General features: G+C 74.6%; 23 protein-coding genes. 2 read left to right on the top strand and 21 right to left on the bottom strand.

The window, feature by feature from the left end:
- Position 1: 1 nt before the first annotated feature.
- The 12 genes from rfbH to AB0H28_RS04845 all read right to left on the bottom strand — a co-directional run bounded on the left by rfbH (position 2) and on the right by AB0H28_RS04845 (position 13,123).
- The gene (gene rfbH / locus AB0H28_RS04900) at positions 2–1,309 is read right to left on the bottom strand and encodes a lipopolysaccharide biosynthesis protein RfbH (RefSeq protein ID WP_358035145.1); all 1,308 of its coding nucleotides are present in this window, start codon (positions 1,307–1,309) and stop codon (positions 2–4) included.
- A gap of 53 nt (positions 1,310–1,362) precedes the next feature.
- A complete protein-coding gene (locus tag AB0H28_RS04895) occupies positions 1,363–2,361 on the bottom strand; it encodes an NAD-dependent epimerase/dehydratase (protein WP_358034326.1) in 999 nt (332 codons plus the stop codon).
- Positions 2,362–2,391: 30 nt separating this feature from the next.
- Entirely contained in the window at positions 2,392–3,618 is a 1,227-nt protein-coding gene (locus AB0H28_RS04890; RefSeq protein ID WP_358034323.1) for a nucleotide disphospho-sugar-binding domain-containing protein, read from the bottom strand.
- Entirely contained in the window at positions 3,618–4,850 is a 1,233-nt protein-coding gene (locus tag AB0H28_RS04885) for a nucleotide disphospho-sugar-binding domain-containing protein (RefSeq protein WP_358034321.1), read from the bottom strand. Before AB0H28_RS04885 ends, AB0H28_RS04890 begins: the two co-directional genes overlap by 1 nt.
- Before the next feature lie 31 nt (positions 4,851–4,881).
- A complete protein-coding gene (locus AB0H28_RS04880) occupies positions 4,882–5,358 on the bottom strand; it encodes a nuclear transport factor 2 family protein (RefSeq protein WP_358034318.1) in 477 nt (158 codons plus the stop codon).
- Positions 5,355–6,140, bottom strand: a complete 786-nt coding sequence (locus tag AB0H28_RS04875) for a cyclase family protein (protein ID WP_358034316.1) — start codon at positions 6,138–6,140, stop codon at positions 5,355–5,357. The genes AB0H28_RS04880 and AB0H28_RS04875 overlap by 4 nt, the downstream gene beginning before the upstream one ends.
- A gap of 19 nt (positions 6,141–6,159) precedes the next feature.
- A complete protein-coding gene (locus tag AB0H28_RS04870; RefSeq protein ID WP_358034314.1) occupies positions 6,160–7,407 on the bottom strand; it encodes an FAD-dependent monooxygenase in 1,248 nt (415 codons plus the stop codon).
- Between the two features lie 91 nt (positions 7,408–7,498).
- Positions 7,499–8,521, bottom strand: a complete 1,023-nt coding sequence (locus tag AB0H28_RS04865) for a methyltransferase (protein ID WP_358034311.1) — start codon at positions 8,519–8,521, stop codon at positions 7,499–7,501.
- A 77-nt stretch (positions 8,522–8,598) separates the two neighbouring features.
- Positions 8,599–10,239 (bottom strand): FAD-dependent oxidoreductase, encoded by a 1,641-nt coding sequence (locus tag AB0H28_RS04860; RefSeq protein WP_358034309.1) that lies wholly within the window; start codon positions 10,237–10,239, stop codon positions 8,599–8,601.
- 37 nt (positions 10,240–10,276) lie between these two features.
- Positions 10,277–10,579: an antibiotic biosynthesis monooxygenase family protein gene (locus AB0H28_RS04855; RefSeq protein ID WP_358034307.1), complete on the bottom strand. Its 303-nt coding sequence runs from the start codon at positions 10,577–10,579 to the stop codon at positions 10,277–10,279.
- Positions 10,567–12,201 (bottom strand): class I adenylate-forming enzyme family protein, encoded by a 1,635-nt coding sequence (locus AB0H28_RS04850; protein WP_358034305.1) that lies wholly within the window; start codon positions 12,199–12,201, stop codon positions 10,567–10,569. The genes AB0H28_RS04855 and AB0H28_RS04850 overlap by 13 nt, the downstream gene beginning before the upstream one ends.
- The gene (locus tag AB0H28_RS04845; protein ID WP_358034303.1) at positions 12,194–13,123 is read right to left on the bottom strand and encodes an aromatase/cyclase; all 930 of its coding nucleotides are present in this window, start codon (positions 13,121–13,123) and stop codon (positions 12,194–12,196) included. The genes AB0H28_RS04850 and AB0H28_RS04845 overlap by 8 nt, the downstream gene beginning before the upstream one ends.
- Before the next feature lie 281 nt (positions 13,124–13,404).
- Here AB0H28_RS04845 and AB0H28_RS04840 point away from each other — a divergent pair, with 281 nt between their 5' ends.
- Positions 13,405–14,370 (top strand): aldo/keto reductase, encoded by a 966-nt coding sequence (locus tag AB0H28_RS04840; RefSeq protein WP_358034301.1) that lies wholly within the window; start codon positions 13,405–13,407, stop codon positions 14,368–14,370.
- Between the two features lie 66 nt (positions 14,371–14,436).
- On the opposite strand, the gene AB0H28_RS04835 is transcribed toward AB0H28_RS04840, so the two are convergent.
- Positions 14,437–15,660 carry a nucleotide disphospho-sugar-binding domain-containing protein gene (locus tag AB0H28_RS04835; RefSeq protein ID WP_358034299.1) on the bottom strand — a complete coding sequence of 408 codons (1,224 nt, stop codon included), beginning with the start codon at positions 15,658–15,660 and terminating at the stop codon, positions 14,437–14,439.
- A gap of 300 nt (positions 15,661–15,960) precedes the next feature.
- On the opposite strand from AB0H28_RS04835, the gene AB0H28_RS04830 reads away from it, so the two are divergent.
- Entirely contained in the window at positions 15,961–16,218 is a 258-nt protein-coding gene (locus AB0H28_RS04830; protein WP_358034296.1) for a DUF6059 family protein, read from the top strand.
- Between the two features lie 72 nt (positions 16,219–16,290).
- Here the strand turns inward: AB0H28_RS04830 and AB0H28_RS04825 are convergent, their stop codons facing one another.
- Genes AB0H28_RS04825 through AB0H28_RS04790 form a run of 8 tightly spaced genes read right to left on the bottom strand, consistent with a single transcriptional unit; the run spans position 16,291 to position 25,041 of the window.
- Positions 16,291–17,373, bottom strand: coding sequence for a MupA/Atu3671 family FMN-dependent luciferase-like monooxygenase (locus AB0H28_RS04825; RefSeq protein ID WP_358034293.1), 1,083 nt, complete (start codon positions 17,371–17,373; stop codon positions 16,291–16,293).
- Positions 17,370–18,545 carry a nucleotide disphospho-sugar-binding domain-containing protein gene (locus tag AB0H28_RS04820; RefSeq protein WP_358034291.1) on the bottom strand — a complete coding sequence of 392 codons (1,176 nt, stop codon included), beginning with the start codon at positions 18,543–18,545 and terminating at the stop codon, positions 17,370–17,372. Before AB0H28_RS04820 ends, AB0H28_RS04825 begins: the two co-directional genes overlap by 4 nt.
- A 25-nt stretch (positions 18,546–18,570) precedes the next feature.
- Positions 18,571–19,326, bottom strand: coding sequence for an NAD-dependent epimerase/dehydratase family protein (locus AB0H28_RS04815; RefSeq protein WP_358034288.1), 756 nt, complete (start codon positions 19,324–19,326; stop codon positions 18,571–18,573).
- A gap of 19 nt (positions 19,327–19,345) precedes the next feature.
- Positions 19,346–20,314 carry a Gfo/Idh/MocA family oxidoreductase gene (locus AB0H28_RS04810; RefSeq protein ID WP_358035143.1) on the bottom strand — a complete coding sequence of 323 codons (969 nt, stop codon included), beginning with the start codon at positions 20,312–20,314 and terminating at the stop codon, positions 19,346–19,348.
- Positions 20,315–20,373: 59 nt separating this feature from the next.
- Positions 20,374–21,819 carry an NDP-hexose 2,3-dehydratase family protein gene (locus tag AB0H28_RS04805; protein ID WP_358034285.1) on the bottom strand — a complete coding sequence of 482 codons (1,446 nt, stop codon included), beginning with the start codon at positions 21,817–21,819 and terminating at the stop codon, positions 20,374–20,376.
- Positions 21,816–22,985, bottom strand: a complete 1,170-nt coding sequence (locus AB0H28_RS04800; RefSeq protein WP_358034282.1) for a nucleotide disphospho-sugar-binding domain-containing protein — start codon at positions 22,983–22,985, stop codon at positions 21,816–21,818. The genes AB0H28_RS04805 and AB0H28_RS04800 overlap by 4 nt, the downstream gene beginning before the upstream one ends.
- Before the next feature lie 17 nt (positions 22,986–23,002).
- Positions 23,003–23,974: a dTDP-glucose 4,6-dehydratase gene (rfbB, locus tag AB0H28_RS04795; protein ID WP_358034279.1), complete on the bottom strand. Its 972-nt coding sequence runs from the start codon at positions 23,972–23,974 to the stop codon at positions 23,003–23,005.
- Entirely contained in the window at positions 23,971–25,041 is a 1,071-nt protein-coding gene (locus AB0H28_RS04790; protein WP_358034276.1) for a glucose-1-phosphate thymidylyltransferase, read from the bottom strand. Before AB0H28_RS04790 ends, rfbB begins: the two co-directional genes overlap by 4 nt.
- Between the last annotated feature and the right edge of the window lie 150 nt (positions 25,042–25,191).

Here is a 25,191-nt window from a genome sequence, read left to right as displayed (position 1 = left end):
GTCACCTCCGGCCCGCGACGAACTCGCGGACGGACCGCGCCATGTATTCGATCATCTCGGTGGTCAGTCCGGGGTAGACCCCGATCCAGAACGTGTGGTCGGTGATCACGTCGCTGTTGGTCAGCTCACCGACCACCCGGTAGGTCTGGTCGGCGAACGCCGGGTGCCGGGTCAGGTTGCCGGCGAACAGCACCCGGGTGCCGATCCGCCGCGCCTCCAGGTACGCCACCAGGTCGCGGCGGGTGAAGCCGGCGTCCGGCTCGACCGTGAGCACGAAACCGAACCAGCTCGGGTCCGAGCCGGGCGTGGGCCCGGGCAGGATCAGCCCCGGGACGCCGTCGAGTTCGTCGCGCAGCCGCTGCCAGTTGCGCCGGCGCGCGGCGCCGAACTCGGCGAGCTTGCCGAGCTGGCTGAGGCCCAGCGCGGCCTGCAGGTCGGTGTTCTTCAGGTTGTATCCGACGTGCGAGAAGGTGTACTTGTGGTCGTAGCCGAAGGGCAGGAGGCCCTGCTGCTGGCCGAAGCGTTTGCGGCAGGTGTCGTTCTCGCCCGGCTCGCACCAGCAGTCCCGCCCCCAGTCGCGCAGCGACTCGACCACCCGGGCCAGCTTGAGGTCGTTGGTCAGCACGCAGCCGCCCTCGCCCATGGTGAGGTGGTGGGCCGGATAGAAGCTGGTGGTGGCGAGGTGCCCGAACGTGCCGGTCAACCGGCCGTGCAGGTAGGAGCCGACGGCGTCGCAGTTGTCCTCCACGAAGAACAGGTCGTGTCGGCGGGCCAGCTCGGCGATCTCGTCGGCCGGATACGGGTTACCGAGCGCGTGGGCGATCATGATGGCCCGGGTACGCGGCCCGATCGCCGCCGCCACCCGTTCGGCGGTGGTGTTGTAGGTGCCCAGCTCGACGTCCACGAAGACCGGAACCAGGCCGTTCTGCAGGATCGGGCTGACCGTGGTGGGGAAGCCGCAGGCGACGGTGATCACCTCGTCGCCGGGCCGCAGCCGGCGGTCCCCGAGTTCCCGCTGGGTCAGCGCGGTCAACGCCAGCAGGTTCGCCGAGGAACCGGAGTTGGTCAGGTGCGCCTTGCGCAGGCCCAGGGTGCGGGCGAAGGCCCGCTCGAACCGCCGTGAGCTGACGCCGGCCGCGATCCGCAGATCCAGCGCGGCGCCGACCAGCGCCACCCGGTCGTCCTCGTCGATGACCGCGCCGGACGGCAGCAGCGGCGTCACGCCCGGCACGAAACCCGGGTCGGACTGCTGCTCCCGATGGTATTTGCGGACCTGCTCCAGGATGAGCTCCTGCGCATCCGTCATCAGCTTCACCTCCAGGTGGCCCGTGCGCGGATACCGGTGGGGTTCCGCTGCCAGGACTACGGTGCCGGGGGTCGTTCGAGGACCGGTCCAACCTCCGCCGAGGACGCGGCGCGGACCTCCGCCCACAGCGCCGTGAGGGACTCGGTGAGGCCGCGCCGCGGGGCCCAGCGCAACCGGCAGCGGGCCTCGGTGATGTCCACCTGCTGCCAGTCGATCCCGGAGCCCCGGTCGGACCGCTCGGCCGGCACGCCGTGCTCGACGATCCTCGCCGGCACCCCGCTGGCGGCGATGAGCTGGTCGACGAGCCAGCGGACGCTCACCGCCTCGCCACGGCCGATGTTCGTCACCGCGGCCGGGTCGGTGGCGGCGGCTGCCGCGCACACCGCGTCGGCGATGTCCCGCACGTCCACGAAGTCGCGGTGGGCGCGCAGCGGGGCCAGTCGCAGCACGGCCGGCTCCCATCGGTGCCGGTGCGCCCGCAGTTGCCGGGCCACCTGGCCCAGCAGGCTCTTCGCGGGCGTGCCGGGGCCGCTCACGTTCACCACCCGCAGCACTGTGGCGTCCACCGCACCGGAGCGGACGGCCGCGAGGACCGCCTCGGTGCCCAGCAGCTTCGTCCGGCCGTACGGGCTGACCGGCCGGGGCGGGTCCTGCTCGCGGATGAGGGTGCCGGCGGGCACCGGCCCGTACTCGTGCACGCTGCCCAGGTGCACCAGGCGTGGCCGCCAGGGCAGCTCGCCCAGCGCCGCCACCAGCCGGCGGACCAGGGTCACGTTGGACGCCGTCAGCTCCTCGTCGCTGACCCCCCACACCGCGCCGGCCGCGTTGACCACGACCCGGGGCCGCATCGCGGTGAGCATGCCGCTGATGGTGGCCTGGTCGCTGGCGGCCAGGTCCAGCGCGATCGACCGGGCGGCCGGCAGCCGCGCCGGGCGGCGGGACACGGCGATCACCTCGTCGCCCGCCGCGGCGAGCGCCGCACAGGCGTGCCGGCCCAGGAAACCGTGCCCGCCGAGCACGAGTACGGGCGCCGCGGAGGGCTGCTGACGGGACACGCTCACCTCCCAGGGAGCCGCCGCGAAGGATCAGGCCACCGGCACGGCGGCCAGCTCCCGCAGGGTCGTGGCGAGCGCGGCGACGGTGGGCCGGGCCGCGTTGCGGTCCGCCAGTTCGGCCGCGGCGGCCGGGTAGCGGGGGTCGTCGAGCAGCTCGCGGACCGCGTCGCGGATCCGGGCGGCGTCGGCCAGGTGCCCGGCGACGTCCAGCCCGGCCCCGGTGGCGGTCACCCGCCGGCCGATGGCGCGCTGCTCGGCGCCGAAGGTCAGCGCGAGCTGCGGCACACCGGCGGCGAGGGCCGTCATCGCGCAGCCCGCGCCGCCGTGGTGCACGACCGCGGCGCAGCCCGGCAGCAGCAGGTGCAGCGGGGTCGCCGGCAGCACCCGGACCCGTTCGGGCAGCTCACCGAGCCGGGCGACGTCGTCCGGGTGCGCCGGCAGGACCACCTCGACGTCCAGCTCGGCGAGCGCCCGCACCACGGAGGGCACCAGGTACGCCCCGGCGCCGTACATCCGGCTCATCGAGTTGCTCCACACCACGCACACCCGGGGCCGGTCGCCCGGCGGCGGCAGCTCCGCCGGGCGACCGGGGCCGTTGTACGGCTGGTAGCGGACGTCCAGCCGGGTGCCGCGGATCGGTGGGCGCAGCCCGGGCGGGCAGGGGTCGACGACGTGCCGCAGCGCGTCGGCGTTCAGGTCGCCCACCCCGTGGCGGGGGAACGCCCGGGTGTGATCGACCGGCAGCGGATACAGCTCGCCGTCGCTCTCGTCGGTGCCGACCGGTCCCCACAGGTGGGCGACCGCCGGGACACCCAGCACCCGCGCCGCGAGCAGCCCGTCGGCGCTGAGCCGGTCGTGCAGCACCAGGTCCGGTCGGAAGCGTCGGGCGTACCCGAGAGCCGCGGCGAAGCCGGCCTCGGTCTCGGTGGCGATGCGCCGCTTCGCGGTGTCGGCGAAGGCGTCCAGGTCGAAACTCGCCAGGTCGACCGCCTCCCCGGTCAGCGGATGCAGCGGCGCCCACGGGTACGGCCAGGTCCCGGCCCGGGCGGCCCACAGGTTGGCGTAGCGCAGCAGGAACGTCATGTCCAGCGCGCCGAGCACCGGGACCGGCACCAGGCCGGCGGCGGCCACCGCGGCGGCCTGGTCGGGCGGGCACGCGACCCGGACCTCGTGCCCGGCGGCCCGCAACGCCCAGCCGACCGGCACCATCGGGAACCAGTGCGCGGGCCAGCCGGAGACGGTGCACAGCACGCGCATCAGGCACGCCCCGCCGCGAGGTCGACCAGGGTGTCGACCAGCTCCGCCGGGCTGGGCCGGGCGGACGAGGAGACGCGCAGCCGTTCGGCGGCCTCGGCGGCGGCGGGCTTCTCGACCAGCCCGGCGACGGCGGCCCGGATGGCCGGCACGTCGGCCAGGTGGCCGGGCAGGTGGGCGCCGGCGCCGGCGGCGGCGATCCGCTCGCCGTTGAGGGCCTGTTCGATGGCGAAGGTGAGGGCCAGTTGCGGGGTGCCGGCGTGCAGGGCGGTCATCGCGCACCCCGCGCCGCCGTGGTGCACCACCGCCGCGCTGCCGGGCAGCACCAGGTGCAGCGGGCAGCGTTCCAGGGTGCGCACCCCGGCCGGCATCGGACCGGCCGCGGCCAGATCCTCGGCGGTGGCGGTCACCACCACCTCGACGTCGAGCCCGGCCACCGCCTCGACGGCCGCGGGCAGCAGGAACGAGCGCGGGCCGGACATCCGGGTGGTGGAGGTGCCCCAGACGACGCAGACGCGCGGGCGGTCCGCCGGCTCCAGGAGCCAGTCGGGCGCCCCGCCCGGCCCGTTGTACGGCACGAACCGCACCGGCAGCCGGCGCGCCGCGGTCGGCGGGGCCAGTTCCGGCGGGCAGGGGTCGATGACGTGGCGGACCGTGTCCCGGTCCAGGCCGCGCACCTTCCACCGGGCGAACGTGCCGGGCGGATACTCCGGCACGAGGTCCAGGCCGTGTTCGGCGGGCTCGTGCGTGCCGGTCGGACCCCACAGGTGCAGCGCCGCCGGCACTCCCGTGGCGGCGGCGGCGAGCGGACCCTCGGTGGCCAGCGGGTCGTGCACCACGAGGTCCGGCCGCCAGTCCCGGGCCAGCCGGACCACGGCGTCGAAGCTGCGCACCAGCGCGCCGAAGGTCTGTCCGGTGTGCTCGGCGACGTACCTGTCGAAGTCGAACTCCCGCAGGTCGGTGACCTCCTCGCCGGTGAGCGGATGCAGCGGACGCCACGGGTAGGGCCACCGGCCCGCCTGGGCGTCCCACAGGTAGCGCAGCCGGCTGAGGAAGACCATGTCCATGCCGTCCAGCACCGGCACCGGGGTCAGCCCCGCGGTGGTGACCGCCGCCGTCTGGCTCGGCGCGCAGGCCACCCGCACCTCGTGGCCGGCCGCCTGCAACGCCCACCCCAGGGGCACCATCGGGTAGTAGTGCCCCGGCCACGCGGAGACCGCGAACAACACGCGCATCGGATCCGTCCTTCCTGCCTCGGGCGGGTGGTCAGAAGGCTCGCGGCGGCAGGTCGTCCCGGACGACCTTGCGCTGCCGCACCTTCCACTCGTCGCCCTCGCGGACCAGCACGTCCTCGCAGACGCAGTGCAGGTGCAGCCGGGCCGGGCCGCCGGCCGGGATGGCGAAGATCTGGGCGTAGCAGCGCACCGCCACGGTCCGCTCGTCGACCGGCTGGACGTGCACCATGCCGTGCCAGTGCCGGTGCTGCTCGTTGGCCGCGGCCAGCTTCTCCCGGGTACGCAGCACCCCGGCGCGCAACGCCGCGCGGCCCCGGACCGGCTCGGGCAGCACCTGCGGCCAGAACCACCCGTCCTCGGTGAAGGTCTCGGCCCAGGCGTGCGCGTCGCCGGAGTCGAGCAGGTGGAAGTGCGCCGCGTAGAACTGCTGCACCTGCGCGTACAGCTCGGCCAGACCGGCCCCGGCGGGCGTGCTGCGGGTCCCGACCTCGGTGGTGGGCGCGCTCATCGGGCCACCTTCTCGTCGAGGATCGCCACGGCGCGGGTCCAGCCGGCGCCGGCACCGGCGATCTTGACCGGGAAGCAGGCCACGGTGAAGCCGTGCGGCGGCAGGTCGTCGAGGTTGTCCAGCCGCTCGATCTGGCAGTACTCGCGGTCCCGGCCGACGAAGTGGGCCGGGAACAGCACGCTGTTGTCGGCCGACTCGTGGAACCGGCCGATCATGTCACCGAACGGCGCGTCCAGGCTGAACGCGTCGGTGCCGATCACCCGGACCCCCTGGTCGAGCAGGAAGTTGGTGGCGGTGGCCTCCAGGCCGACGAAGTTGGTGAAGTAGAGCATCGAGCCGGCGAACTGGCTGGCGCCGGTGTAGAGCAGCACGATGTCGCCCGGCTGGACGGTGTACTCGATCCGCTTCAGCTCCCGCTCCAGGAACGCCTGGTCGGCGACGCTCTCCGCCGCGCTGATGTCCAGCACCACGCCGGGCCCGTAGAACCAGTCCAGCGGCAGTTCGTCGATGTTGCGCGGCCGGCCGTCGCCGTAGGTGCACCGCGACCCGTAGTGTGACGGCGCGTCGATGTGGGTGCCGGTGTGGGTGGTCAGCGACAGCGTGTCGATGGACAGCAGCTCCCCGTCGCGCAGGTCGCTCGGCGAGATCTCCAGTCCGAAGTTGGCGGCCATCTCCTCCGCCATGTGCACGGCGCCCTCGGCCGGTGAGGTGATGGCGTGGGTGACCGTCTCCGGCTCCCACTTGGACGCGTCCACGGCCGTGGACAGGTCGATGATCCGCACGTCGTCCTCCTGAAGGGTGTCAGCGGTTGGTTGCGGGCTGGACGTCGAGCCGTACGTCCGGACGCACCCGCACGCGCGGGTTGCCGAGCGTCACGTGCCGGGTGACCCGGGCGCCAACCGGGGTGTGCATCAGCAGGCCGGCGACCTTCGGCCGGAGGAACCCGGCCAGGCCGCCGGCGGCGAACATGCCCTTGCTCTGCATGACCTGGAAGCGCATGACCGCGTCGATGTCCCGGCCCCGCCGGCGTTCGAACTCGCCGAGCCGGTCGGCGCCCACGTCGCGGTCGTTCAGCGCCGCCACCAGGATCGGGTGGGCCACCGCGGCATCCTGGACGGCCAGGTTGATGCCCTGCGCGCCGAGCGGACTGTGCGTGTGCGCGGCGTCGCCGATCAGCAGCAGACCGTCGTCGGCCCAGCGCCGGGCCCGGGCGCCGAACACGTCCAGCAGGGTCAGGTCGGACCAGGCACGCACCCGCCGGGCCACCGCGTCCGCGTACTCCGGCAGGCAGCGGGCCACCGCGGCCCGCACCTGCGCCACGCCGCCGCCGGTCACCTCCCGGTAGCGGCCGTGCGGCACCGTCCAACCGATCTGCACGGAGTCCGGGTAGGAGTCGTAGGCCAGCAGCGGTTCGGCGCCGGACCGGAAGATCCGGACCCGGCCGGTCGGCAGGCCGGCGGCGGGCAGCCGGAACCACAGCACGTCCTGGTCGAAGACCTCCTGCCGGTCGTTGGGGATGCCGGCCAACCGCCGGGTCTTGGAATACCGGCCGTCGGCGCCCACCACGCAGCGGGCCGGCACGGTCACCCGGGACCCGTCGTGCTCGGCCACCACCCCGCGCACACCGCCGGTGGCGGCGGTGCGGATCAGGGCGCTGACCCGGTGGCCGGCCAGATAGCGGAAGCCGTCGTGCTCCGCGCACCGCTGCAGCAGCTCGGTCAGCACATGCCGCTGCGGGATGCTCAGCAGGTGGTTGTGCGGGGCCGGGAGCCGCCGGTAGTCCATGTCCATCACCACGCGGTCGCCGTCGACGAGCTGGAAGCGGGTCAGCTCGTACCCGCCCCGCCGGCGCGCGCCGGCGAGCACCCCGAGCTGGTCGAGGATCCGCAGCCCGCCCGGCTGGAGGATCTCACCCCGGTACTCCCGGTCGGTGGACCGGGCCTTCTCCACCACGGTGACGGCCGCGCCGGAGCGCAGCAGCAGCAGCGCCAGGGTGAGTCCGGCCGGTCCGCCGCCGACGACGCACACGTCCGTACCGGGGTCGTCCATCGTTTCTCCTGTCCCCTCGTCCGATCGTCCCCACCTTGCCGGTGGCGCCTCGAAGGCCGACGGACCCGCCGTCGAGGCGCCGTCGTGCGGGTCAGACCGTGGCCTCGATCAGTCGCAGCGAGGTGCGGGTCGGGGTCACGCCGGTGAACCGCAGCCCGGCCCGGTCGAACAGGTGCCGGAACTCGTCCAGGGTGTGTTCCCGGCCACCGACGTTCAGCAGCAGCAGCAGGTCCATCGCGGCGGCGTAGCGCGGCTCCGGGGTGTCGTCGATGAGGTTCTGCACCACCACCACCCGCGCGCCCGGCCGGGCCGCGGCGCGGATGTGCTCCAGCACCCGCACCGAGCTGTCGAAGTCCCACTTGAGGACCTGCTTGACGACGTAGATGTCGGCCTCCACCGCGACCCCGTCCAGGCAGTCACCCGACACGACGGTGGTGCGCGGGGCCAGTGAACCGCCCGCCCGCAGCTCGGGGTCGGCGTCCGCGACGACCGCCGGCAGGTCGAACAGCAGGCCGTGCAGGTGGGGGTGCTTCTCCAGCAGGGTGCGCAGCAGGTGGCCCTGCCCGCCCCCCACGTCGACGAGCGTCTTCGCCCCGGTGACGTCCAGCGCCTCGGCGACGGCCCGGGAGGTCTGCCCGCTGGACTGGGTCATCGCCCGGTTGAAGACCGCGGCGTCCGCGCCGCCGTCCTCACGCAGATAGGTGAAGAAGTCCTTGCCGTACAGGCCGGGAACCACCGGCTCGCCGGTGCGGACCGCGTCCGTCAGCCGGGGCCACGCGTCCCACGCCCAGGCGGCGCCGGCCCAGAGCACCATGTCGGACATCGGGGTCGGCGAGTCGGATCGCAACAGCCGGGACAGGTCGGTGTGGGTGTACCGGCCGTCGTCGGTCGCCGCGAACACCCCTTCCAGGGTGAGGCCACGCAGCAGGCGGGCCAGGGTCGGCGGGTCGGCCCGGACGGCGGCGGCGAGTTCCGCCACGGTCGCCGGTTCGTCGTCCAGCGCGTCGGCCAGGCCGAGCCGGGTGGCGGCGTGCAGCATGGCCGCGTACGCCAGGCCGAGCGCGAGTTCCTTGAGGCGGGTGGGTGCGGAGGGCTGCGCGATGGTGCTGGTCACTGTCGTTCCCTTCTGCGGATGCCGCCGGCCGCGCCCCGGTCGCCCGGGGCCACGCGGACCGGCCGCGCCAAGAGGTGTCAGGGTGCGGATACGGGGGCGGGGAGCGGGTGTGCCGGCCGCAGCGCCGCCCGGACGGCGTCGACGCTCAGCGCGGCGCCCCGGGCGGCGACGTAGCCGTCCGGGCGGATCAGCAGCCATCCGCCGTCGGCGCAGCCGAGGGTGGCGGCCAGCACGCCGTCCGGGTCGACCAGCGCGACCGGCGCCGCGCCGGTCGTGGCGCCCGCGCCGGGGTCGGCGGCACGCACCACGTGCCGTACGGACAGCCAGGGCGGCACCGCGGCGGCGACGGCGTCGGCCGTCGACCCGGCGCCGGTGCCGAAGGCCAGCAGCGTCCACCGCACGTCCCGCAGGTGCGCCAGCAGGGCCTGCCAACCGGGGCTCGCGGCCTGCTCCGGATGCACCCGGGTCACCCGCTCGCCGGGGGCGGGCGCGTCCGGTGGCGTCGAGCCGGTGCTGGTGAGCGGCCCGGTCCGGTAGCCCAGCTTGAGCCCGGAGACCCGACCCAGCGCGGTCCGCTGCCCGCGCACCCGCAACGCCGGTATCCGCTGCACGACGCCGAAGACCACCGGCAGCGCCAGACCGGCGAGCCGGTTCTTCAGCGCCACCAGGGCCGTCGCCCGTCTGGTGGAGCCCAGCAACTCGCGGCCGATCGGCACCCGCTCGGCGCCGTAGGTGTCCAACAGCGCCGGCCCGGCCTCACCGCGCACCACCTGGGCCAGCTTCCACCCCAGGTTGTACGCCTCCTGGATGCCGGTGTTCATGCCCTGCCCGGAGGCCGGGCTGTGCACGTGCGCGGCGTCGCCGGCGACGAAGACCCGGCCGCCCCGCATGGCCGGCACCATGCGTTGCTGTGCCGTGAACACCGACACCCAGCCGGGTGACCGCACCGACACCGGCGTCCCGGTGCCGGCCGACAGCTTGCGGCTGAACCGCTCGGCGATCACGGCGGCGTCGCCGTCGTGGTCGACCTCGACGGTGTCCAGCATCCGCCACCGCCGCTCCCCCGGCAGCGGCGCCATCATCAGGGTGCCGGAGCCGGACCGGATCCAGTAGATGCTGTTGCGGGGCAGGTCGGTGTCGACCAGGGCGTCGGCGATCAGCCAGGTCTCGTTGGCCGCGCCGATCAGCGGCAGGCCGAGCTGCTTGCGGACCACGCTGTGCCCACCGTCGCAGCCGACCAGCCAGCCGGCCTCGACCACCTCCGGGCGCCCGGCGTCCGCGCCGGCCACGGTGGCCCGCACGGCGGCGTCGTCCTGGGTGAAGCGTTCCAGCCGGGTGCCCCACTCGACGGTCACCCCGTGTTCGGCCAGCGCCGCCCGCAGCACCTCCTCGGTGAACACCTGGTCGATGGCGAGGGTGAACGGGAACCGGGTGGGGATCTCGGTGTAGTCGGCGTCCAGCCGGGCCAGCCGGCGCCCGTTGGAATACATGGTGAACGCCTGCACCACCAGGCCGCGGGCGACCATGCGGTCGACGATCCCCATCTGGTCGTACGTCTCCAGGGTGCGCGGATGGGTGGCGATGGCGCGGCTGGTGGTCGCCGGTCCGGGCGCCGCGTCGACCAGACGCACCCGGACGCCCCGGCGGGCGAGTTCGTACGCGGCGGTCAGGCCCACCGGGCCGGCGCCGGCGACCAGCACGTCGATCGGCTCGGACATGGAGCGGCTCCTCGGAGGTCTCGGAAGGTGGGCCCGGTCAGCCGGCCACGGTCTGCTCGTCCCGCACCGTCTCGTAGAGGTCCGGCACCGACTTCTCGACAAGCGGGCGCAGCCGGGACACCAGCGGCAGGAAGCCATCGCTGCGCACGGCCGCCTGGTGCGCCTCGGCGCTCTCCCACTCGGCCAGTTCGACGAACACCTCCGGGCGGCGGGTGGACCGCAGCAGCCGGTAGCCGCCGGCGCCGGGCTGGGCCGACATGTACCGGTTGAAGTCCTCCAGCACCAGCCGGAACTCCTCGACGTCACCGGTGACGGTGAACTCGTTGATCAGGGTGAACATGGGGCGTCCCTTCTGGACTGCTCGGTGGTTTCCGGTTCGTCGTACGTCTCGCGCAGGACGCGCCGGGCGATCTTCCCGACCGGGGTGCGGGGCACGGCGTCGACGACCCGCGCGGCGACGATCCGCTGGAACGGGGCCAGCCGGCCGTTGGCGTACGCGAGCACGGTGGCGGCCACCTCGTCGTGATCCGGGCCGGCGGACCCGTCGAGCACGAGCAGCGCCACCGGGACCGCGCCGTGCAGCGGGTCCGGCCGGTCCACGACCGCGCAGTCGCGCACCGCGGGGTGGGTGCCCAGCACCTGTTCCAGCTCCGAGGGCGACACCAGTTCGTTGTCGCGCTTGAAGACGTCCTTGAGGCGGTCGACCAGGTACAGGTAGCCCTCCGGGTCGATCCGCCCGACGTCGCCGGTGCTGAACCAGCCGTCGGCGTCGACAGCGCTCGCGCCGTCGACGTACCCGGCCATCAGCTGCGGACCGCGGACCTGGATCTCACCCACCTCGCCCGCCCCCAGCGGCACCCGGGTCGTCACGTCGACCACCCGGCACCCGGTGTCCGCGGCCGGTACGCCCACCGAGCCGAACCGGGGCCGGTCCGGGCGGTCGAGGTGGGTCATCGAGCTGGCCTCGGCCAGGCCGAAGCCCTGCACCACCGGGATGCCGAAGTGGTCGCTGAGCCGGCGGGCGACCGGTGCGGGCAGCGCGGAGCCACCGCAGTACATGCCGCGCACCGAGGTCACCCGCAGCCGGTCGAGGCCCTCGTCGGCCGCCAGCATCGCCAGCAGCACCGGCAGCGTGTAGTAGTGGGTGGCACCCACCCGTTCGGCCTCGCGCACCGACTCGGTCACCCCGGCGGCGCCCCGCAGGGCCGGCGCGCCGTACAGGTGCTGGGTGGCCCCGGCGCACACCGCCGCGTTGAGGTGCATCAGATGGTAGGCGGGCAGCCCGTTGAAGGTGACCGACGCGGTGTCCAGGTGATGCGCCTGGACGGTCTGCAGGGCGTTGACGACCAGGTTGCGGTGGGTCAACAGCACCCCCTTGGGTTCCCCGGTGGTGCCGCTGGTGTAGTGCAGGCAGGCCACGTCGTCCGGCCCGACCGGAGGCGGCGGCGTCGCCTGCCCCCCGACCGGGTCGGCCGCCGGGGCGGTCAGCTCGGCCAGCGGGACCAGCGGGGGCAGCCGGTCGGCGAGCGGCGACAGCCGGGCCAGCGTCGCGGGGTCGGCGAGCACGAGCGCGGCGCCGGACGCGGCGATGGTGCCGACCATCGCCGCCGGCCGGTGCAACGGGTTGACCGAGACCGCCACGTTGCCGCTGCGGGCGATGCCGTAGAAGGCGCCGGCGAACAGCGGACTGAGCACGGTGGTGATCGCGCACCGGCGGCCCGGCCCGCCGACGCGGCGGGTGATCGCGGCGGCCACCCGGTCGGCGGTCGCGTCCAGGTCGGCGAAGCTGAGCCGGGTCGCGCCGTCCTGGATCGCGATCCGGTCCGGCCACCGGCGGGCCGCGTCGCGCAGCAGGCCGTCGACCGGGATCGCCGGGTAGTCCAGCGACGCCCGGTGCGCCGGGTCGCCCCGCTCGGGCCCGGACCCGGCCGGCGCCGCCACGGCGGCCGACGGGTCAGGCATCGGCCCGCTCCTCCGCGTGGGCCTTGGCGATCTGGAGGTTCTTCATGCTGTTGGTGCCCAGCACCCGCCGGGCGTAGCGCCGGGCGTCGGCCACCGTCGTGTCCGGGCCGAGCATCGACAGCTTGGACCGTTTCAGGGTCACCGTGTGCCGGGCGCCCAGGACGGTGCCCTCCGGCGTCTGCTCGAAGCGCCAGTGGCCGGTGTGCGCCTCCAGCATCGGCGGGAGCGTGATCTGCTTGTAGACGATCAACTCGTACGGCAGGCAGACCCGCACCGAACGGGTGGTGTGCGCGCGCCCGTCCGGGGTGGAGGTGTCCATGTCGAAGAACTGGATTCCGGGGCTGGGCTCGATCAGGTCGATCCGCGCCACGTGCGGGATCCGCTCCGGCCACCTGCCGGCCTCGTACAGGATCGTCCAGGCGTCCTCGGCCGAGCCGGAGACGAACAGCGTGTCCTCCCAGCCGATGACCAGCTCCTCCAGCTCCTTGCGCCGTTCGGCGGTGGACTTCAGCTCGGCGAGCTGGATCCGGGAGTGCCTGTCGAACTCCGCGCGGACCCGGGCGAGCGCCTCCTGCGGGGCGTCGGCGGCGACCACCGAGTGCCGCAGGGTGACCCGGCAACCCTCGGCGCCGACCGGTTCGACCTCCCAGTGCCCGAGCTGGCCGGTGGCCCCGGGCGGCGGCGGGTCGTTGTCGAAGGTCACCCGCAGGTTCTCCCGGTCGACCCACCGGCGTGCCGTCCAGGCCCGGACCGCCGACTCGCCGCGTACCCCCCACAGCCGCACCTCGTCGGTCGCGCCCCCGGATCCGGGCGCCACACTGGTGTGCACGAGGGAGCCGAAGAACTGCGGCCAGCGCCGCACGTCCACGATCAGGTCGAAGACCTCGTCCGCGGGGGCCTCCACCGTCACGTGCTGAGTCACCTCGACATGCCCTGACTGCGACACCGCGCACCTACCTTCCGGGCCGGAGCCCTCACACCCGTCGTGACGTGCCGATCGTGGCGTCCGCCGGTCGAGCGCCGGTCGAGCGCCCGTTGAAGCGCCGGCCCCGGTCCGGTCCCGATCGACTCAAACCGCCTTCGACCGGGGCCTGCCAGGCTGCCGTGAGCCGGCTACGGCGCCACCGGTGCGCGGGCGTCGCACCGGCCGCACCGGGGCCACCAGGGCCAGCCGGGTATCGGGCAGCAGAAAGGGACGACTTCATGCAGCTCCGCAGATTGGGCAGCGCCGGGCCGGTGACCTCGGCCATCGGGCTGGGCACCCTCGGTTTGACCGGCGGTTACGGCCCGGTCGACCGGGACGAGGCGGTCGCCACCCTGTGGCACGCCCTCGACGCCGGCGTCACGCTGCTGGACACCGCCGACTTCTACGGCGGCGGCGCCGTGGAGTCGCTCCTCGGCACGGCGATCAAGGGCCGCCGGGACGACGTGGTGGTGGCCACCCGGGGTGGCGCGCTGTTCACCCCCGAGGGGCGGCCGTTGGGGGTGGACGGCAGCCCGCAACGGCTCCGCGCGGCGTGCGACGCCTCGCTGCGCCGGCTCGGCGTCGACCACATCGACCTGTACTACCTGGCCCGGGTCGACCCGGAGGTGCCGGTCGAGGAGAGCACGGGCGCCCTGGCCGAACTGGTGGCGGCCGGCAAGGTGCGGCACATCGGGTTGTCCGAGGTGAGCGCGCAGGAGCTGCGCCGGGCCGCCGCGGTGCACCCGGTGGCCGCCCTGGCCAGCGAGTACTCGCTGTTCGAACGGCAGATCGAAGGGACCGTGCTGCCGGTGGCCCGGGAACTCGGAGTCGGGCTGGTCGCCTGCAGCCCGCTGGGTCGGGGTCTGCTCACCGGGCGGCTCACCTCGGTGGACCAGCTCGGCGACGGCGACTACCGGCGCAACCACCCGCGGTTCGCGCCCGAACACTTCGCCCGCAACCGGGCCCTGGTGAGACGAGCGGAGCGGCTGGCCGCGGAACGCGACGTCAGCGTGGGCCGGCTGGTCCTGGCGTGGCTGCTGGCGCAGGGGCCCGACGTCGTGCCGATCCCCGGCACCCGCTGCACCACGAATCTGGAGATGAACGTGGCCGCGACCCGGGTGCGGCTGACCGAGCAGGAGTTGCGCCTGCTCGCCGAGGCGATTCCGCCGGACGCGGTGAGCGGGGACCGCTCGCCGCGGCGGTGACCGGGTGGTCGGCCGTTCCCCGCCGCGCGGACGGACGGCCGGCCACCCGCGCCGCGCGCCCGGCGGTCACCCGGCGGCAAGCTTCTCCAGGTCGGTGACCAGCCCGGCCGGGGTGGGCCGCTCCTCGTTGCGGGCGGCCAGCCGCTGCGCGGCGCGACGGTGCTCCGGCACGTCGAGCAGGCTCGTGACGGCGTCCCGGATCCGCTGCACCGTGGCCTCGGCCCGGGGCAGGCGGATCGCGGCGCCGGTGGCCGCCAGTCGCGCGGCGTTGGCCGGCTGGTCCATCCCGGTGGGCAGGACCAGTTGCGGCACGCCCGCGGCGACCGAGGTCATCAGGCAGCCGGCACCGCCGTGGTGCACCACCGCCGCGCTGCCGGGCAGCGCCACGTGCAGCGGCACCCCGTCGAGGAGCCGGACGTTCGCCGGCGTCGGACCCACGCCGTCGAGGTCCTGTCCGGCGACGCCCACCAGCACCTCCACGTCGAGGTCGGCAAGCGCCGCCAGGATGAGCCGCACCGCCAGCGACGGCGGTCCGAACATCGCGGTGAGCGAGCTGCCCCAGACCACCGTCACCCGCTGACGCTCCGGCGGCTCCAGCACCCAGGTGGGCATGGTGCCAGGGCCGTTGTACGGGGTGTAGCGCACCGCAAGCCGGGTGGCGTCGACCGGCGGCGCCAGACCGGCCGGACAGGGATCGATGACGTGGGTGACCGTGTCCAGGGTGAGCGGGCCGGCCCGGTGCGGCGTGAACGAACCGACCGGGTACTCGACGACGGCGCGGATCGCCGGGTCGTCCTCGTGCGTGCCGACCGGCCCCCACAGGTGCACGGCCGACGGCACGCCGACCACCCGGGCGGCGAGCAGGCCCTCCATGGAGAGCGGCTCGTGCAGGATCAGGTCCGGCCGCCAGCGGCGGGCGAGGTCGATCGCCGCCTGGCCGCCCCGGGCCACCGGCTCGGCGATCAGCTGCCGGCTGGCGCGGGCGAAGTCGGCGTACCCGAACTCCGCCAGCGAGGACATGTCGGCGCCGGTCACCGGGTGCGGCGGCACCCAGTCGTACGGCCAGGTGCCCGCCTGGGCGTCCCACACGTTGCGTAGCCGAGCCAGGAACGGGATGGCCAGCTCCCCGAGTTCCGGCGCCGGGGTCAGGCCGGCCCGGGACACCGGCCCGGCCTGGCTCGGCGGGCAGGCCACCAGGACCTCGTGCCCGGCGGCCCGCAGCGCCCACAGCACCGGGACCATCGGGTAGTAGTGGCTCGGCCAGGCCGACACCGTGCACATGACCCGCATACCGCCTCCTGTCGCAGCTCGTCACGGTCCCCGCTGCGGCCAGCCTGGGCCACCCGGATCGAGTCGGGGTCCAGCGCCGGCGGCGACCGGGTGTGCTGCCGCAGCGGCACCGCCGCGCCGGGCCGGTCACCCTCGGCCGGCGGTGGACCGCAGCTCGAAGCCGCCGGGCCACAGTGGGTGCTCCGGGGTCCGGCCGGGCCACGTGGTGGTCGCCGGGCACATCGAGGAGGAAGGGCGCGCCATGATCGGACGGTACGACCGGGCGGCCGGCCCGCGCCGCGCGACCGGGGCGGGGCCGCGGTGACCGGCCGGACCCGCTGGCGGCGGTTGCTGCGATACCTCGTCGACGGGCTGGGCATGGTCGCGATGTCGCACGCGCTGGGGCTGGCCTGGCCGGACCCCGGCCCCGGGTGCGCACCGTGCCGGCGAGCGGCGGACGACCCGGTGCTGCCCGGTCATCCGGAGCGCGCCGCCGGCGCCGTCCCGCCGTCGGAGGTGGAGTTGGCGCTCTGGCGCGACCTGGGCTGGCGGGACGGCTCCGCCCGGCCCACCGGTTGACCGACCGGCCGGGACGGGGCCGCCCCGCGACCACGCGCCGGACGGCCCTGACCCGGCGGACGGGCGGTGCGGTCAGGCCGGGGCCGGCACCGGGTCACCGACGGCGAGGGCGGCCAGGTGGGGCAGGCCGGCGAGCACCGCGTCGGCGTCCCCGACGAAGTCGACCAGGGCGGCGATCTCGTCCACGCCGGCGGCCCGCACCGCGTCCACCACCGGGCGGCAGTCGGCCACCGACCCGATCAACGAGGTCCCGGCCAGGTAGCGGTTCACCGCGATCTCCACCAGGCGGTCCCGGCCCCGCTCGTCCGTCATCACCGTGCGCCCGGTCCGGCCGCCGCTCATCCGGCCGCCGGCGCCGACCGCCCGGGACTCCAGGTCGATCGCGGTCCGCAGGTACGACCGCAGCCACGGCAGCGCCACCTCCCGGGCCCGGCGCGTGCTGTCCGCGACGTAGGTGTGCATCATCAGGGTGACCGTGCCGGTCCGCCCCGGGTGGTCACGCTCGTACGCCTCGCGGTAGGCGCCGATGTTGCCCGCCAGCGCGTCGAGGTCCTGGTTCTCCAGGTGGGTCAGCACGTTCGCGCCCAGTGCACCGGCCTGCCGGAAGGTCTCCGGGCTGCGCGACACGGTGACCCAGATCGGCAGTTCGGCCTGGACGGGCCGGGGGAAGACCGGCAGGGTGACCGCCCCACCGACCGGGTTGGTCCCACTCCAGGTGCCGTCGCGCCACACCCGCCGGATCTCCGCCACGTCGCGCAGCATCCGCTCCCGCCGGTCGTGGTACGCTTGCGGGTTGAGGACGAAGTCGTTGACGTTCCATCCGGAGCCGACGGAGATGCCGGCCCGGCCGCCGGAGATGCAGTCGACGAGCGCGAAGTCCTCCACCACCCGCAGGGCGGGGTGCAGCGGGGTCACCACGCTGCCGGCCCGGATCTGCATCCGGCTCGTGACCGCCGCCAGCGCCGCCGAGGTGACGGCCGGGTTGGGAAACGCCCCGCCGAACCGGTGGAAGTGCCGCTCGGGGGTGGAGACGAAGTCGAGGCCGAGTTCCTCGCCCCGGCGGGCGGCGTCGAGCATCAGCCGGTACGTGCGGGGCGCCTCGTCGCCGAGGGCGGCGAAGAAGAACAGGCCGATGGGCGTTCGGGATCGGTTCATGCGAAGGACTCCTCGTGCTGGGTGGCGGGGTCGAGCAGCTCGGTCGCGAGTTGCGCGGGGGTGGGTTGCCGCAGCGCCTCGGCACGCAGCCGGGCCGCGGCGGCCCGGTGGCCGGCACCGGCCGGGCCGTCGTCGGCGCGCAACGCGGCGACCGCGTCGCGGATCGCCGACCCGGTGACGTCGGCGTCGAGCCGCAGCGCCGCGCCGGTGCCGGCCACCCGGTCGCCGTAGAAGGCGAGGTCGGGCATCTGGGCGAGGACGAGCTGCGGCACCCCGGCGTTGACGGCGCTCAGCAGGGTGCCCGCGCCGCCGTGGTGCACCACCACCGCGGCGTCCGCGAGCAGCGCCGGCAGCGGACAGTCGGTGATGGTGCGCACGTTGGCCGGCAGCGGCCCGGCGTCGGTGAGCGCCGCCGCCTGGCCGGCGGGCAGCGCCACCAGCGTCTCGACGTCCTCGTCGGCGAGTGCCCGGACGACCAGCGGCGGCAGGAAGGCCCGCGGGCCCACCAGGTCGGTGACCGACATGCCGAGGGTCACCAGCACCCGGGGCCGGTCCGGGGGACGCAACGCGGCCGGCTCGACGCGGCTGGCGGTGCTGTGCGGCACGTACCGGACGTGCCGCCACGGGCCGCTGGTGGGCAGCTGCACCGACGGCGGGCACGGGTCCACAGTGGTCCACTCCGGCACCCCGGCCAGGCCGTCGGCGTAGCGGTCGAACAGGGCCCGCACCGCCTCGGGCAGCCGGTCCCGGCCGCCGGTCCCCCGGCCGACGATGTCCGGGCCCCACAGGTAGCGCAGCGACGGCACCCCGAGAGCGGCGGCGGCGACCGGCCCCGCGAACGAGGTCGGCTCCCACACCAGAAGCTCGGCCCGCCAGCTCCGGGCCAGTTCCACCAGGTCCGCGACCATGGCCTCGGCCACGGCCGCGAACATCCGCTTGGGGTCCGCCGAGGCGCCCGGCCGCCGGCCGCGGTAGCCCGCGGCGAAGTCCACCTCCTCGCCCACCGCGACGGTGGGCAGCCCGGACCGGGCGACGGCCGCGGCCAGTCCCGGTGGCGTGGCCACCCGCACCGCGTGCCCGGCCGCCCGGGCGGCCCAGCCGAACGGCGCCATCGCGAAGAAGTGCGACGGCAGCGCCGACGTGACGAACAGGATCCGCATCCGACGTCTCATCTCCCTCTGCTGGCCGTGCGGCCGGTCAGGCCGTCCGGACCAGTGGGCGGGCGACCACGTACCGGTCGAGCACCGCCTCGTAGTAGGTTTCGGTGAAACCCATGGCCGCCACCGCGGGCACGAGCCGGCGCAGTTTCTCGGTGCAGACGAAGTGGTTGACCGGGCGGGTCGCCACCACGGTGCGCCGGGCCCGCACGCCGAGCCGCTGCTCGATCCGGTCGACGAGCCGCTCCACCGGCACCGCGTGCCCGGTGGCGATGTTCACCACCTCCCGGCTGACCCCCGCGCCCAGCAGATGGTCGAGGACGGCCACCACGTCGACCACGTCGATGATGTCCCGGCGCGCCCCCGCGTGCAGCCGTACCCGGCCGGCGAGCACCTGGTCGGCCAGGGAGGGCAGCAGTTGGTGCGCGGGCTGGGCCGGGCCGGCCACGTGCGCCAGCCGGACCACCAGGTGGTCCACCCCGGATTCGCGGACCAGGCCCTCGACCGCCAGCTTGTGCCAGCCGTACGGGGTGCCGGGGCGCACCGGCTCGTCCTCCCGACCCCGGCCGGTCGCGCCGTACATGCCGGTGGAGGCGGTAGAGAAGATCAGCAGGCGGCGCCCGTCGGCGGCACACCGCCGTACCGCCTCGGCGACCAACGCCGCCTCCCGGTCGAAGTCGGCCTGAGCGGTGCCGCTGGCCGCCGACACGCCGGCGGCCAGCACCAGCACCCCGTCGTGGGCGGTCGACCGGGCCGCCAGGTGCCGGGCCAGGAAACCCCGTCCGATGATGTCCATCCGCGCTCCTCGCCGCCGGTCAGTGTGGGAGGTCCAGGTAGCGGGCGGTGTCCCGGATCCGCTGCACCAGGGCGGCCTGGCGAAGGATTGCCGGGCCCTGCAGTCCGCTGTCCGTGCCGGTGCCCACGGCGTCGGCGAACGCGCCCAGGGCGGCCACGAACTGGTCGTCCGGTGCCAGGACCCGCTCCTGCACCTCGCCGCCGCGCTCGACGCGCAGCACCGGTTTCCAGGTGGCGGGCGGGGTGAACGCCCGGTCCAGCCGCAGCCGGCCGGCGCTGCCCCAGATCTCGTACTCGCACCGGTAGGCGTGTTCCATGCCGAAGGCGAGCTGCGCGGCCACCCCGTCCGGGGTGACCAGCAGGACGGTCCCGGACAGGTCGACGCCCCGGGCCGGGTCCCGGCGCAGTGTCGCGCCGACCACCTCCAGCCCTTGGCCGAGCAGCATGGTGGCGGCCCGCAGCGGGTAGCCGCCCACGTCGGCCAGGGCTCCGCCGCCGACGTCGGGACGGTAGCGGATGTCGTCGGCGGGCAGCGCCGGGATGGCGAACGCCGCGGTCAGCAGGCGGGGTTCACCGACCACTCCGGCGGCGACGAGACGGCGTACCTCGGCGTGCTGGGAGTGCCGGGTGAACATGTAGTTCTCAGCCAACACCAGGCCGAGGTCGGCGGCGAGCGCCACCAGCCGCCGGGCGTCGGCCTCGACGGTCGCGAGGGGCTTCTCCGCGAGCACGTGCTTGCCGGCGCGCAGCGCCCGCTCCACCCAGGGCGCGTGCAGCGCGGCCGGCAGCGGCAGGTAGACCGCGTCCACGTCGTCGCGGGCCAGCAGTGCCGGGTATCCGGTCACCGCTGTGCCGCCGAACCGGTCGGCGAACCGGGCCGCCCGGTCCGCGGTGCGGCTGGCCACCGCCGTCAGCCGTAGCCGCGGTACGGCGGCCAGCGCGGGTAGCGTCTTGCGCCAGGCGATGTCGGCGCAGCCGAGCACGCCCAGCCGGATCGGCCGGCGGGCCGCCGCGGCACCGGTGGCCGCCCGGTGCCCGGCCGGGTCGCTCACCACAGCGTCTGCAGGCACGCGACCAGGCTGCGCGCCTCCACGTTGAGGTGGTTGGACAGCCGCAGCATCGACATGAGCTGCGCCACCGTCATCCAGCAGTAGCCGGGTGGCTCGGCCAGTGGCAGGTCGTCCGCCTCGATGATCTGGTAACGGTTCTGCGCGTGGTAGAAGCGTCCGCCTTCCTCGGACTGGAGCACCTCGTAGCGGATCCGGGACCGGTCGACCGACAGCACGTGGTCGAGGAACGGCGGTCGCTCCTCCGCCGGCACGTCCCGGTAGTTGCCGGGCAGGCAGTGCACGGTGGGCGCCACCTCCACCACGTCCAGCGTGCCCGCCTCGGCCCGGGCCTGGGCCAGCACGTGCAGGACGCCGTCGAGACGCCGGGTGAGGAACGCCGAGATGCCGTGCCCGACCGGCGCCACCAGCGGCTGCGTCCAACTCGACACCTCCCGGCTGCTGGCCTCCACCCGCACACCGACGACCTGGAAGTACTTGTCGGCCTCGTGCGAGATCACGTCGTCGCCGCACCGCCAGCCCTCCAGCGCCCGCAGCGGGATCCGCCGCTGCGCGACCATGTGCCGGGACTTGGCCTCGACCAGCCAGCTCAGCACCTCGACGGTGCTGTGCAGGGCGCCGCGCCGGCCGCCCACCGACTCCACAAGCGCCGCCCGGAACGGGTCGTCGCCGGCGACCGCCCGGGCCGGTCCGTCCGGCCGGGCGAAGGGAATGCCGGACAGCACCGTACGCGCGTCCATGTTGACCAGGTTGTCCACCCGCAGCAGCTCGTGGATCTGGCCGAGGGTCAGCCAGCAGAAGTCGTCGCGGACCTCGACGTCCTCGGTCGTCTCGACGACCATGTTCCGGTTGCGCTTGTGCAGGAACCACGCGCCCTGCTCGGATTGCAGCGAGTCGGCGAGCACGGCGCCGGCGCGCGGCGCCACGAAGTGCTCCAGGTACGGGATGGCGCTGCCCTTGTGCACCCTCGTGTAGTTGCTGCGGGTGGCCTGCACGGTCGGCGACAACTGCAGGGTGTTGACGTTGCCCGGCTCCATCTTGGCCTGCATGAGGCAGTGCAGGACGCCGTCGAACTCCTTGACCAGGATGCCGACGATGCCGATCTCGGGCTGGTTGATGATCGGCTGGGTCCACCGGGGCGTACGGCCGAAGTCGGTGCGCACCTCCAGGCCCTCCACCGAGAAGAACCGGCCGCTGGCGTGCACCAGGTTGCCGGTGTCCTCGGCGAACCGCCAGCCGTCCAGGTCGGCGAACGGCACCCGCTGCACCGCGAACCGGTTGACGCCGGCCCGCTCGGCCAGCCAGGCGTCGAGCCGTTCGGTGGGTAGCAGCCGGCCGTCGGTGACGAGGGCCGACTCGGTGAACCGCTCGGCGGTGCGCCGGCCGTGCGCGGAGACCAGTCCGGGTCGTGCTGCGGTGGTGGTCACGCCATCTCCTTCCAGGGGCTCGCCGTGACGAGCCGTTCCAGCACGCCGACGACCTCCGCCGGGCCGGGCCCGGCGGCGTTCTCCTCGGCGATCAACTCGGCGTTCTTGCGGTACCGGGACTCGGCCAGCAGGTCGCGGCAGGCGGTCACCACCGCGTCGGTGGTCCGTTCCGCCGGCAGCAGCCGCAGCCCGGCGCCGGCGGCGACCATCCGGTCGGCGTTCTCGAACTGGTCGGCGGTCTGCGGCAGCGCCAGTTGGGGCACGCCGAGCGCGAGCGCGGTGAACAGCGAGCCGGGCCCGCCGTGGTGCACCACGGCGGCGCAGCTCGGCAGCACCAGGTGCAGCGGCAGCCAGCCGGTGGCGCGGACCCGCGGCGGCAGGTCCGACCAGGACCGGGCCACCTCGTCGGCGACCCCGACGACCACCTCCGCGCCGAGCCGGGTGAGCGCGGTCGCCCAGTCGCGCAGCATCCCGGCGAAGTCCAGCAGCCCGTGCCGGGGCAGCATGCTGCCCAGGGTCAGGCAGATGCGGGTCTCCCGCGCCGGCGTCCGCGCCCAGTCCGGCAGCACCGCCGGCCCGTTGAACGGCACGTACCGCATCCGCTGCCCGGCCGGCGTGCCGGGGCGCTGCACCGACGGCGGGCAGACGTCGATCCGCAGGGCCGGCTCGGGCAGGCCGGCCAGCCCGTACCGGGCGCACTCGCCGCGCAGTTCGACAGCGGCCGCCGGCCGGTACTCGGGCTGGACGGCGAGGCCCCAGGAGTGCTCGACCCACGGGATGCCGGCGGTGGCCGCGGCGACCGCGCCGGCGAACTCGGTGGGTTCGCCGATCACCAGGTCCGGCCGCCAGGTGTGGACCAGGTCGTGGGTGCCGTCGAGGGTACGGGCGGCCAGCCGGCCCCAGGCCCGACCGCTGGACTGCCGGCGCTGGGCCGGGTCGCTCGGCTGGTCGAGCCGCCGCCCGTCCCGGTCGTGGAACATGAAGTCGGCGAACTCGACAGCACCGGCGGACGGCGCCACCGGCAGGCCCGTCGCGGCGATCTCCTCGACGAAGTTGGCGGGGGCGGCGACCAGCACCTCGTGGCCGGCGGCGCGCAGCGCCCAGCTCACCGGCACGAGTGGGAAGAAGTGGCCGTGCAACGGGGCCGTGGTGACAAGTACTCGCATGATGTCCTCCCGTTCCGCTAGCGCGTGCCCCGTAGCGGCTTCCACCACCAGGAGTTGTCCCGGTACCACTGCACGACCTCGCCCAGTCCGCTGTCGAAGTCGACACGTGGCCGGTAGCCCAGCTCGGTGCGGATCTTGCTGTCGTCCAGTGAGTAGCGCAGGTCGTGGCCGGGCCGGTCGGCCACCCGGCGCACCATCGACCAGTCGGCGCCGCAGTGCCGCAGCAGCAGCTCGGTCAGCTCCCGGTTGCTCAGCTCGACGCCCCCGCCGACGTTGTAGACCTCGCCGGCCCCGCCGCCGGTGAGCACCAGGTGCACCGCGCGGCAGTGGTCGTCCACGTGCAGCCACTCCCGCACGTTGCGGCCGTCGCCGTACAACGGGACCGGCTCGCCCTCCAGCAGGTTCGTCACGAAGCGCGGGATGACCTTCTCCGGGTGCTGGTAGGGGCCGTAGTTGTTGCAGCACCGGGTGATCGAGACGGACAACCCGTGGGTGCGCCAGAAGGAACGGGCCACCAGGTCGCTGCCGGCCTTCGTCGCCGCGTACGGCGAGTTGGGCAGCAGCGGCCAGGACTCGGTCCAGGAGCCGGCGTCGATGGAGCCGTAGACCTCGTCCGTGGAGACGTGCACCACCCGTTGCACACCGGTGCGGACGCACGCCTCCAGCAGCGCCTGGGTGCCCACCACGTTGGTCATGGCGAACGGGGCGGCGCCGGCGACCGAGCGGTCCACGTGCGACTCCGCGGCGAAGTGCACCACCGCGTCGTGTCCGGGCAGCAGGTCGGTCAGCAGGTCGCCGTCGCAGATGGTCCCCTCCACCACGGTCAGCCGCGGATGCGCCGCCGGCAGGTTGTCCCGGTTGCCGGCATAGGTGAACTTGTCCAGCACGGTGACGTCCGCGTCCGTCCAGCCGGCGTGCCGGCCGGCGAGCAGCCCCCGCACGTAGTGCGATCCGATGAACCCGGCGCCGCCGGTGACCAGGAGCCTCACGCCACTACCTCCACCCGGGTGTCGTCACCGATGACCAGGCAGTGCCGGGCGACCTCGCCGGCGGACAGGCACACCTCGGCGGAGCGGCCGATCAGCGACCCGTGGATGCCGCGGACGTCGCGCACCGAGACCCGGTCCAGCACGATCGAGTACTCGATGCCCGCGCCGGCGAGCACGCAGCCCTGGCCCAGCGCGGTGTACGGGCCGACGTAGCTGTCCACGACGACACTGCCGGCGCCGACCACGGCCGGGCCGACGATGCGGGAGCGGACCACCCGGGCGCCGGGCTCGATGGCGACCGCTCCGCAGATCTCGCTGGCGACGTCCACCTCCCCCTGCACCCGCCGCTCGGTGGACTCCAGCAGCACCCGGTTGCACTCGAGCATGTCGTCGATGCGACCGGTGTCGCGCCAGTATCCGGTGTAGAGCGCCGCTCGCACGTCCGCGCCCTGCTCCACCAGCCACTGCACGGCATCGGTGATCTCCAGCTCGCCGCGGGCGCTCGGTTGGATCCGCCGGGTCGCCTCGTGGATCGCGGCGGTGAAGAAGTACACCCCGATGACGGCCAGGTCGCTCGTCGGATTGGCCGGCTTCTCCACCAGCCGGCTGACCCGGCCGTCCGGGTCGACCTCGGCGACGCCGTACTCCGACGGGTCGGACACCTTCGTGACCACGAGCTGCGCCGCCGGTCGGTCCCGGCGGAACGCCTCGGTCAGCTCACCGAGGCCGCTGGCGAAGATGTTGTCGCCGAGATACATCAGGAAGTCGTCGTCGCCGAGGAACTCCGCCGCGAGCCGGACGCAGTGCGCCAGGCCGAGCGGCGCTTCCTGGGGCAGGTAGCTGACCCGGAGGCCGAGCTCGCTGCCGTCGCCCACGGCGTCGCGGATCGCCTGACCCCGTTCGCTGCTGACCACGATGGCGACGTCGGTGATGCCGACCTCGCGCAGTCGATCGAGGCAGTGCAGCAGCACGGGCCGGTTGGCGACCGGCACCAACTGCTTGGGCATGCTGTAACTGAACGGCCGGAGCCTGCTGCCGAGGCCGCCGGCAAGGACCAGAGCCTTCATGCGGTAACCCACTCTCGACGGGCCGCTGGCACCTACGCGCGGCCGGGCACCTTCATGGATACGGACCGGGGCACGAGGTGACTTCGAGGACCGGTCCACGACCCGGGACGGCGGGCGTTCGACCCAGGCTTGAGTCGTCGTGGCTAACTT

The sequence above is a fragment of the Micromonospora sp. NPDC050980 genome, assembly GCF_040653835.1.
Lineage (GTDB): Bacteria > Actinomycetota > Actinomycetes > Mycobacteriales > Micromonosporaceae > Micromonospora.
The sequence above is the reverse complement of the archived record's forward strand: the minus strand, read 5'-3'. Positions and strand labels throughout refer to the sequence as shown.

What these genes read in the sequence shown, in the direction of transcription:
- AB0H28_RS04890 (WP_358034323.1), bottom strand. Translation starts at nt 3,618, where the DNA reads ATGCGCGTGCTGTGCACCGTCTCCGGCTGGCCCGCGCACTGGTTCCCG.
- AB0H28_RS04885 (WP_358034321.1), bottom strand. Translation starts at nt 4,850, where the DNA reads ATGCGCGTGTTGTTCGCGGTCTCCGCGTGGCCGGGGCACTACTACCCG.
- AB0H28_RS04880 (WP_358034318.1), bottom strand. Translation starts at nt 5,358, where the DNA reads ATGAGCGCGCCCACCACCGAGGTCGGGACCCGCAGCACGCCCGCCGGG.
- AB0H28_RS04870 (WP_358034314.1), bottom strand. Translation starts at nt 7,407, where the DNA reads ATGGACGACCCCGGTACGGACGTGTGCGTCGTCGGCGGCGGACCGGCC.
- AB0H28_RS04860 (WP_358034309.1), bottom strand. Translation starts at nt 10,239, where the DNA reads ATGTCCGAGCCGATCGACGTGCTGGTCGCCGGCGCCGGCCCGGTGGGC.
- AB0H28_RS04855 (WP_358034307.1), bottom strand. Translation starts at nt 10,579, where the DNA reads ATGTTCACCCTGATCAACGAGTTCACCGTCACCGGTGACGTCGAGGAG.
- AB0H28_RS04850 (WP_358034305.1), bottom strand. Translation starts at nt 12,201, where the DNA reads ATGCCTGACCCGTCGGCCGCCGTGGCGGCGCCGGCCGGGTCCGGGCCC.
- AB0H28_RS04840 (WP_358034301.1), top strand. Translation starts at nt 13,405, where the DNA reads ATGCAGCTCCGCAGATTGGGCAGCGCCGGGCCGGTGACCTCGGCCATC.
- AB0H28_RS04835 (WP_358034299.1), bottom strand. Translation starts at nt 15,660, where the DNA reads ATGCGGGTCATGTGCACGGTGTCGGCCTGGCCGAGCCACTACTACCCG.
- AB0H28_RS04825 (WP_358034293.1), bottom strand. Translation starts at nt 17,373, where the DNA reads ATGAACCGATCCCGAACGCCCATCGGCCTGTTCTTCTTCGCCGCCCTC.
- AB0H28_RS04820 (WP_358034291.1), bottom strand. Translation starts at nt 18,545, where the DNA reads ATGAGACGTCGGATGCGGATCCTGTTCGTCACGTCGGCGCTGCCGTCG.
- AB0H28_RS04815 (WP_358034288.1), bottom strand. Translation starts at nt 19,326, where the DNA reads ATGGACATCATCGGACGGGGTTTCCTGGCCCGGCACCTGGCGGCCCGG.
- AB0H28_RS04800 (WP_358034282.1), bottom strand. Translation starts at nt 22,985, where the DNA reads ATGCGAGTACTTGTCACCACGGCCCCGTTGCACGGCCACTTCTTCCCA.
- AB0H28_RS04790 (WP_358034276.1), bottom strand. Translation starts at nt 25,041, where the DNA reads ATGAAGGCTCTGGTCCTTGCCGGCGGCCTCGGCAGCAGGCTCCGGCCG.